Source organism: Streptomyces triticisoli (assembly GCF_003270085.1).
GTDB lineage: Bacteria > Actinomycetota > Actinomycetes > Streptomycetales > Streptomycetaceae > Streptomyces > Streptomyces triticisoli.
This window is the reverse complement of sequence record NZ_QFDQ01000213.1, coordinates 1-7649: the sequence shown is the minus strand read 5'-3', so window position 1 is coordinate 7649 and position 7649 is coordinate 1. Positions and strand designations below refer to the sequence as shown.

At 71.3% G+C, this 7649-nt stretch carries 6 protein-coding genes and 1 pseudogene; 2 read left to right on the top strand and 5 right to left on the bottom strand.

Going from position 1 to position 7649, the window contains the following annotated elements; translation table 11 throughout:
* The 4 genes from DEP02_RS26270 to DEP02_RS26255 all read right to left on the bottom strand — a co-directional run.
* Positions 1 to 303 (bottom strand): 2-oxoglutarate dehydrogenase E1 subunit family protein (locus tag DEP02_RS26270; RefSeq protein ID WP_157977544.1); only part of this gene is annotated, 303 nt, incomplete at its 3' end.
* A gap of 278 nt (positions 304 to 581) precedes the next feature.
* Positions 582 to 1694, bottom strand: a complete 1113-nt coding sequence (locus DEP02_RS26265) for a HAMP domain-containing sensor histidine kinase (protein ID WP_112470167.1) — start codon at positions 1692 to 1694, stop codon at positions 582 to 584.
* Positions 1691 to 2428 (bottom strand): response regulator transcription factor, encoded by a 738-nt coding sequence (locus tag DEP02_RS26260; RefSeq protein ID WP_112470166.1) that lies wholly within the window; start codon positions 2426 to 2428, stop codon positions 1691 to 1693. The genes DEP02_RS26265 and DEP02_RS26260 overlap by 4 nt, the downstream gene beginning before the upstream one ends.
* A gap of 122 nt (positions 2429 to 2550) precedes the next feature.
* The gene (locus tag DEP02_RS26255) at positions 2551 to 3228 is read right to left on the bottom strand and encodes a spermine/spermidine synthase domain-containing protein (protein WP_112470165.1); all 678 of its coding nucleotides are present in this window, start codon (positions 3226 to 3228) and stop codon (positions 2551 to 2553) included.
* A gap of 198 nt (positions 3229 to 3426) precedes the next feature.
* Here DEP02_RS26255 and lon point away from each other — a divergent pair, with 198 nt between their 5' ends.
* Positions 3427 to 5850: an endopeptidase La gene (gene lon / locus DEP02_RS26250; protein WP_112470164.1), complete on the top strand. Its 2424-nt coding sequence runs from the start codon at positions 3427 to 3429 to the stop codon at positions 5848 to 5850.
* Between the two features lie 114 nt (positions 5851 to 5964).
* Here lon and DEP02_RS26245 read toward each other — a convergent pair.
* A pseudogene (locus DEP02_RS26245) lies at positions 5965 to 6786 on the bottom strand (lysozyme).
* A gap of 289 nt (positions 6787 to 7075) precedes the next feature.
* Here DEP02_RS26245 and DEP02_RS26240 point away from each other — a divergent pair.
* Positions 7076 to 7567 carry a MarR family winged helix-turn-helix transcriptional regulator gene (locus tag DEP02_RS26240; protein ID WP_112470163.1) on the top strand — a complete coding sequence of 164 codons (492 nt, stop codon included), beginning with the start codon at positions 7076 to 7078 and terminating at the stop codon, positions 7565 to 7567.
* Positions 7568 to 7649: the final 82 nt, after the last annotated feature.

Genomic DNA, 7649 nt, shown 5'->3' with positions numbered 1-7649 from the left:
CTGCGCGGGAGCGGCCGGGGCCTGCGGTGCGGCCGGGGCGGCGGGCGCCGTCTGAGGCGCGGTGGTGGTCCCCGCGGTCCCCGCGGCCGCGCCGTCCGCCGAAGCCGGGGTGGCAGCCGCACCCTGCTTGTAGTCGGCGAAGAAGTCCCACCAGGCGCGGTCTACGGAGTTCGGGTCCTGGAGGTACTGCTGATAGATCTCGTCGACGAGCCACTCGTTGGCACCGAACGCGGCCGCGGGGTTCTTCCCGGCTTGGTCGGTCTCGGTCGAGATGCTCGTGTTACTGGGGGACTGTGGCGACACAGCGGTAACCGCCCTCTTCCGCTTCACAAGATGATGGGACAGCGGGAATCAAGGCTACGCCCCTTGGACCGACAAGGTGAGGTCGGGCCGCCCCTTCGTCGTGTAAGTCACATCGAAAGCCGGGTTTCGGAGCCTGAATTGGCGGGAAACAAGCGTGGTTCCGCTGTAAGTGGAAAGGGTGGGCCCGGGCCCGGCCTCCGGGAGACGCGGGCCCCTGCCTGATCACACGTGTCCGCCTGCGGGGACGTTCGCGGATCTTGGCGGTTCGAGATCGAATTTTACGTCAACTTTACAGATGGAGAGGGCCCCGGAAGGGTGACGAGGATCCGGCAGCCACGCTCGGATTCGGCCACACCGATCCGGCCACCGTGCAGATCCACCGCCCAGCGGGCGATCGCCAGGCCCAGTCCGGTCCCGCCGTCGCTGCCCGGGCCGTGCGGCCGGTTCACCGCGCCCCGGTTGAAACGCTCGAAGACGCGGTGCCACTCCGACCGGGGGATGCCCGGCCCCTCGTCGAGGACCTCGATCTCCAGCGACTGCGGCTGCGTGCCGCGCCGCGCCTTCACCGTCACGCGCCCGTGCGGCGGGCTGTGCTTGACCGCGTTGTCGATCAGGTTGGCGACGACCTGGTGGATGCGTTCGGGGTCCGCGTGCGCGGTCAGCTCCGGCGGGTGGACGTCGAGGTGCAGATGGACGTCCGTACGGGTGTGGCTGCCGGAGCCGGAGGCGATGCCCGCGCGCGCGGAGGCGACCATGTTGGCCTCCTTCAGCACGCCCGACAGGTACGGCCACACCTCGAACCGGCGCTGCTTGAGCGGGACCACGCCGTTGTCCAGGCGGGACAGGTCCAGCAGCGTCTCCACCAGCCGGCCCAGCCGCTCGGTCTGCTTCAGCGCCGTACGCATGGTCTCGGGGTCGGCCTCGGTGACCCCGTCGACGATGTTCTCCAGCACCGCGCGCAGGCCCGCGATGGGTGTGCGCAGCTCGTGCGAGACGTTCGCCACCAGCTCCTTGCGCTGGCGGTCCTGGGCCTCCAGGTCGTCGGCCATGCGGTTGATCGTCTGGGCCAGGTCGCCCAGCTCGTCCCGGCGGCTCTCGCGCACCCGGCGCGTGTAGTCGCCGTGCGAGATGGAGCGGGCCACCGTGTTCATCTCGTCCAGCGGGGCGGTGAGCGAGTGCGCCACGAACTGTGTGATGAGGAGCGTGGCGATCATCGAGAAGACCGTGATGAAGCGCAGCTCCGTCGCCGTGCGCACCGCGATCATCAGCAGACCCGTGGTGATCAGCACCGAGATGACGACCAGCGCGCCCAGCTTGGTCTTGATCGAGAACGGGCGTACGCCACCCCAGGGCTCCCCGGGGTCCCTCCGAGTGGCCGGCCCGTCGCTCATGGTGTCGGCGTCTCCAGCGCGTAGCCCACGCCGTGCACCGTGCGGATCCGCTCGGCGCCGATCTTGCGGCGCAGCGCCTTGATGTGGCTGTCCACGGTCCGGGTGCCGGAGGCATCCGCCCAGTCCCACACCTCCGCCAGCAGTTGCTCGCGGGAGAGCACCGCGCGCGGGGTGTTCGCCAGGCACACCAGGAGGTCGAACTCCGTCGGTGTGAGGTGGACGTCCTCACTGCACACCCGCACCCGGCGCTGGGCGTGGTCGATCTCCAGTTCGCCCAGGCGCAGGATGCCGCTGCGCGGAGTCGCCGCGGCGAGCGCGGCCCGCTCCATGCGGCGCAGCAGCACGTGCACGCGGGCGGCCAGCTCGCGCATCGAGAACGGCTTGGTCATGTAGTCGTCGGCGCCGACCCCGAGGCCGACCAGCATGTCGGTCTCGTCGTCCCGCGCGGTGAGCATCAGCACCGGTACCGGCCGCTGGGCCTGCACCCGGCGGCAGACCTCCAGGCCGTCGAAGCCGGGCAGCATGATGTCGAGGATCAGCAGGTCGGGCTGCCAGGCCTCGGCGGTGTCGACGGCGGCCGGGCCGTCGCCCGCGGTCTGCACGAGGAACCCCTCGGCCCGCAGACGGGTGGCGATGGCGTCCTGGATGGTCTGGTCGTCCTCGACCACCAGCACCCGGCGCTGGGCGCCCGCGGTGGTCGTCGTGCCGTTGTGCGCGGTGTGTGTCTGTTCCATCGCCCGCCCCTGAGTGTGCTTTCCGGAATCCGTGCGGTGATCCGTTGACTGCGCGTGGTCGCGATTGACGCTTGAATGATCGGCGTCAGTGCAGCAGCGTACGGGGAGTCGCCGCGGCTTTTCTATCCAGGTCGGATGCCGAGGTGCACGACGTCGGGTACGCCCCGGGCAACGGGGATCTCTTCGGTGCGCACCTGCCGGAATCCGACATTCCACAGGGTTCCTTCAAATTCCGGAGAGGGCTTCGCCGACCACACCGCGAGTACCCCACCCGGTGTCAACACCCTTGCGCAGCCTGCCAGTCCGGCCGGTCGGTACAGCTCCTCGTTGTCCTCGGTGACCGTCCAGTCGGGGCCGTTGTCGATGTCGAGGCACAGCGCGTCGAACGTGGCGGAAGTCTCATTGACGTACGTGACCAGATCGGCTTCGACGACCTCGGTGCGCGGGTCGGCGAGCGCCTGGGCGGTCAGTTCGGCGAGGGGGCCGTCGCGGTGCCAGTCGACGATCGCGGGCTCCCGCTCGACGACGGTGATCCGTCCCCAGCGGGGGTTCGCGGCGGCGTGCGCGAGTGAGAAGCCGACGCCCAGGCCGCCGATCAGCACGCTCGGCTCGCGCCGGGCGCCCAGCGCGGTGAGCGCCGCGTCGACGAGGAGGCGCTCGGAGCGGCCGTCGGAGGTGTCCATCAGGAAGCAGCCGTTGGCGATGATCTGCAGCAGCGCGCCGTGCCGTCGCAGCACGACCTCGCCATAGGGGCCCTCGCGGCGATCCAGCACCACGGGAGTGTCGTACCAGGCGGTCATGGGGCCATCCTGTCCCAACGCGTCGGTACGACCGCGTGAATTACGGATGACGCACACGCGCGTGTGCTGTGCGGGCACGCACGGCCGCGCCGCGGCGCGATGGCGGTGATCGCTCACGGCGAACGTGAGGTGGGGAACAATCGGCGGCTCCCGTGCATTGAGTCGACAGAGCTCAACTTGACTGCCGAAGGGGAGATCATGGCTGCTGAGTCCACCGCGTTCACACCGCTCACCCTGCCCGTGCTGCCGCTCGATGACGAGGTCGTGCTGCCCGGGATGGTGGTCCCGCTGGACCTGAGCGACTCCGAGGTGCGGGCCGCGGTGGAGGCCGCGCAGGCCGCCGCGCGGGCGGAGCCGGGGAAGCCCAGAGTGCTGCTGGTGCCGCGCGTCGAGGGGACGTACGCCAGGACCGGCGTCCTGGGCACGGTCGAGCAGGTCGGCCGACTGGCCGACGGTGACCCGGGCGCGCTCGTCCGCGGCCGCGGACGTGTGCGGATCGGTGCCGGGACCACCGGGCCGGGTGCCGCACTGTGGGTCGAGGGGACACCGAGCGACGAGAGCGCGCCCGATCCGCTGCCCGGTCAGGTCACGGAACTGGTCAAGGAGTACAAGGCCCTCGCCACCGCCTGGCTGCGCAAGCGCGGGGCCTGGCAGGTCGTGGACCGCGTCCAGGCCATCGACGACGTCTCCGCGCTCGCCGACAACTCCGGCTACTCACCGTTCCTGACCACCGAGCAGAAGCTCGAACTGCTGGAGACCGCCGACCCGGTGGCCCGCCTCAAGCTCGCCACCCGGCAGCTGCGCGACCACCTCGCCGAGCAGGACGTCGCCGAGTCCATCGCCAAGGACGTCCAGGAGGGCGTCGACAAGCAGCAGCGCGAGTTCCTGCTGCGCCGCCAGCTGGAAGCCGTCCGCAAGGAGCTGCGCGAGCTGAACGGTGAGAAGGAGGGCGAGGAGTCCGACGACTACCGCGCGCGCGTGGAGGCCGCCGACCTGCCCGAGAAGGTCCGCGAGGCCGCGCTCAAGGAGGTCGACAAGCTGGAGCGCGCCTCCGACGCCTCGCCCGAGGGCTCCTGGATCCGCACCTGGCTCGACACGGTCCTCGACATGCCGTGGAACGAGCGCACCGAGGACGCCTACGACATCCAGGGCGCCAAGGCGGTGCTCGACGCCGAGCACTCCGGCCTGGAGGACGTGAAGGAGCGCATCACCGAGTACCTGGCCGTCCGCAAGCGCCGCAGCGACCGCGGCCTGGGTGTGATCGGCGGGCGGCGCGGCGGTGCCGTGCTCGCGCTCGTCGGCCCGCCCGGCGTCGGAAAGACCAGCCTGGGCGAGTCCGTCGCCCACGCCATGGGCCGCAAGTTCGTCCGCGTCGCCCTCGGCGGCGTCCGCGACGAGGCCGAGATCCGCGGCCACCGCCGTACGTACGTCGGAGCGCTGCCCGGCCGGATCGTGCGCGCGGTCAAGGAGGCCGGGTCCATGAACCCGGTGGTCCTGCTCGACGAGATCGACAAGGTGGGCTCCGACTTCCGCGGCGACCCGGCCGCGGCCCTGCTCGAAGTCCTCGACCCGGCCCAGAACCACACCTTCCGGGACCACTACCTGGAGGTCGAGCTGGACCTGTCGGACGTCGTCTTCCTCGCCACCGCCAACGTCCTGGAGGCAATCCCGGAGGCCCTCGCCGACCGTATGGAGATGGTGCGCCTGGACGGCTACACCGAGGACGAGAAGGTCGTCATCGCCCGCGACCACCTGCTCCCGCGCCAGCTGGAGCGGGCCGGCCTGCACAAGGACGAGGTGACGATCGACGAGGCCGCGCTGCGCAGGATCGCCGGCGAGTACACGCGCGAGGCGGGCGTCCGGAACCTGGAGCGGTCCGTCGCACGGCTGCTGCGCAAGATCGCGGCCCAGCACGAACTGGGCGAGCGGGAGCTGCCGTTCACCGTCCGGGACGAGGATCTGCGCGGTCTGATCGGGCGTCCGCACCACGTGCCCGAGTCCGCCCAGGACCCGGCCGAGCGCCGTACGTCCGTCCCCGGCGTGGCGACGGGCCTCGCGGTCACCGGAGCCGGCGGCGACGTCCTCTTCGTCGAGGCGTCCCTCGCCGACCCCGAAACGGGCGCGGCCGGACTGACCCTGACCGGTCAGCTGGGCGACGTGATGAAGGAGTCCGCGCAGATCGCGCTGAGCTTCCTGCGCAGCCACGGCGCCGAGCTGGAACTGCCCGTGGGCGACCTGAAGGACCGGGGGGTGCACATCCACTTCCCGGCGGGCGCGGTCCCCAAGGACGGCCCGAGCGCGGGCATCACGATGACCACGGCCCTCGCGTCCCTGCTCTCCGGGCGCCTGGTCCGCACGGACGTGGCGATGACCGGCGAGGTCTCGCTGACCGGCCGCGTCCTGCCCATCGGCGGTGTGAAGCAGAAGCTGCTCGCCGCCCACCGCGCCGGGGTGACCACCGTCGTCATCCCCAAGCGCAACGAACCCGACCTGGACGACGTCCCGGCCGAGGTGCTGGACAAGCTCGACGTCCACGCCGTCACCGACGTCCGCCAGGTCCTGGAGCTGGCCCTCGCGCCCGCGACGAACGGCGCGGAGCCGGAGGTTCCGGTGGCGGGGTGACGGAGGCCAGCCGGACGACGGATGCCGCCGGATGAGGGATGCCGCCGGATGAGGGAAGACCCGGGCCCCGTGAGGGAGGCCCGGGCCCTCACTCCGTGTGCCTGCGGGTACGGGTCAGCCGTTGGCCAGTGCCTGCACCCGGTCCAGTGCCCCGTTGAACTTGTCGTGGTCACCGACCGTCGGCCCCGACGACGTGTACTGCCACATGGTGTAGTAGCCCCAGCCGGCCGGCAGCGTCCCCGGATCCGCGGCGTACCGGGCGATCCACAGCGGGTTGTTGGCGGCGAAGCCGCCGTAGTTGCCGGTGCACTGGGTCCACCAGGTGGTGGCCGTGTAGATCACGGCGTCCCGGCCCGTGCGGGCCTTGTAGGTGTTGAGGAAGTCGGCGATCCAGCCGACCATCCCGCTCGCCGTCTTGCCTTAGCAGGCGGCGCCGTAGGGGTTCCACTCGACGTCGAGGACGCCGGGCAGGGTCCTGCCGTCGCGGGACCAGCCGCCGCCGTGGTCGACGAAGTAGTTGGCCTGGGCGGCGCCGCTGGTGGTGTCCGGGGTCGCGAAGTGGTACGCGCCGCGGATCATGCCGACGTTGTACGAGCCGTTGTACTGCTGGGCGAAGTAGGGGTTCGTGTAGTACGTCCCCTCGGTGGCCTTGGTGTAGGCCCACTTGACGCCGCTGTTCCACAGGGTGGACCAGGCGACGTTGCCCTGGTGGCTGCTGACGTCGACGCCCTCGGTCTGGGTGACGGCGGCGAGCGGCGGAGTGCCGCCGCCCCGGCCGTCGTGCGCCAGGACGCCCACTCCCATGTACGCCGAGCCGCGGGCGGGCGCGGTGGCGGCCGCGGAGGGGAGGGTGAAGAGCAGGGAGAACGCGGCGAGCAGGATTCCAGCGGTGGTGAGCCGCCGTGCGCGGGCCGTTCCGGATCTGTGCACGGGCATGACGTGCCTCCGAAAGTTCGGTGGTGCTCGGTGGGGGGAAACGCGGGCACGCCCCGGTCCCGCTGGGGAGGGCGGGTCACCGCAGGATCGTGGTCGTAGCCGCAGGTCACGGCGGTGGCGTGAGCATGCCGGTAATTGCCTGGTCGAGAAGCTACGCACGTAGAACCCGCCCGGGAAGGGGGTCCGGAGTCTGCCGTTGGTCTACGCCTGCGAAATACTGACGGAGCTGCGGCGACGGGCCGGACTGGCGGAAACTTTCAGTAACGGGAAACTTCAGGCAGGGGCTGACGTGCAGGAAGACGCAAACCGCGGCGGACGTGAAGTCGCGTCCGGCGCGTCACCGAGTGGTGCGGACCGGGAGTTCCTGTCCCTGGAGCGGGAACTGACGGTGCTGCTGCGGCGTGCGAGGGCCAATCAGGGTGAGATGGCCCGCGAGGTCCATCCCGACCTGGAGTCCGCCGCGTACGGACTGCTGGTCCGGCTGGAGGAGTGCGGCGGCCAGCGCGCCACGGACCTCGCCGCGTACATCGGCGTCGGCAAGGCCACCATGTCCCGGCAGTTGCGCGCCCTGGAGGAACTCGGCCTCGTCGTCCGCGAGCCGGACCCCGCGGACGGGCGGGCCTGGCTGGTGGCCCTCACCGACGACGGCCGCCGCCGCGTCAGCCGGGTCCGCGAGGCGCGCCGCGCCCGTTACGTCAGCCAGCTCGCCCACTGGGACCGCCGCGAGGTCGCCGAACTGGCCCGGCTGCTCCACGAGTTGAACGGAGTCATGGAGAAGTAGCCCTCGGCCTCCCGGCCCCGGCCCTCGGCCTCCCGGCCCCGGCCCTCGGCCTCCCGGCCCCGGCCCTCGGCCTCCCGGCCCC

Coding starts and splice junctions, on each gene's coding strand:
- DEP02_RS26260 (WP_112470166.1), bottom strand. CDS start 2,428: ATGGAACAGACACACACCGCGCACAACGGCACGACGACCACCGCGGGC.
- lon (WP_112470164.1), top strand. CDS start 3,427: ATGGCTGCTGAGTCCACCGCGTTCACACCGCTCACCCTGCCCGTGCTG.
- DEP02_RS26255 (WP_112470165.1), bottom strand. CDS start 3,228: ATGACCGCCTGGTACGACACTCCCGTGGTGCTGGATCGCCGCGAGGGC.
- DEP02_RS26265 (WP_112470167.1), bottom strand. CDS start 1,694: ATGAGCGACGGGCCGGCCACTCGGAGGGACCCCGGGGAGCCCTGGGGT.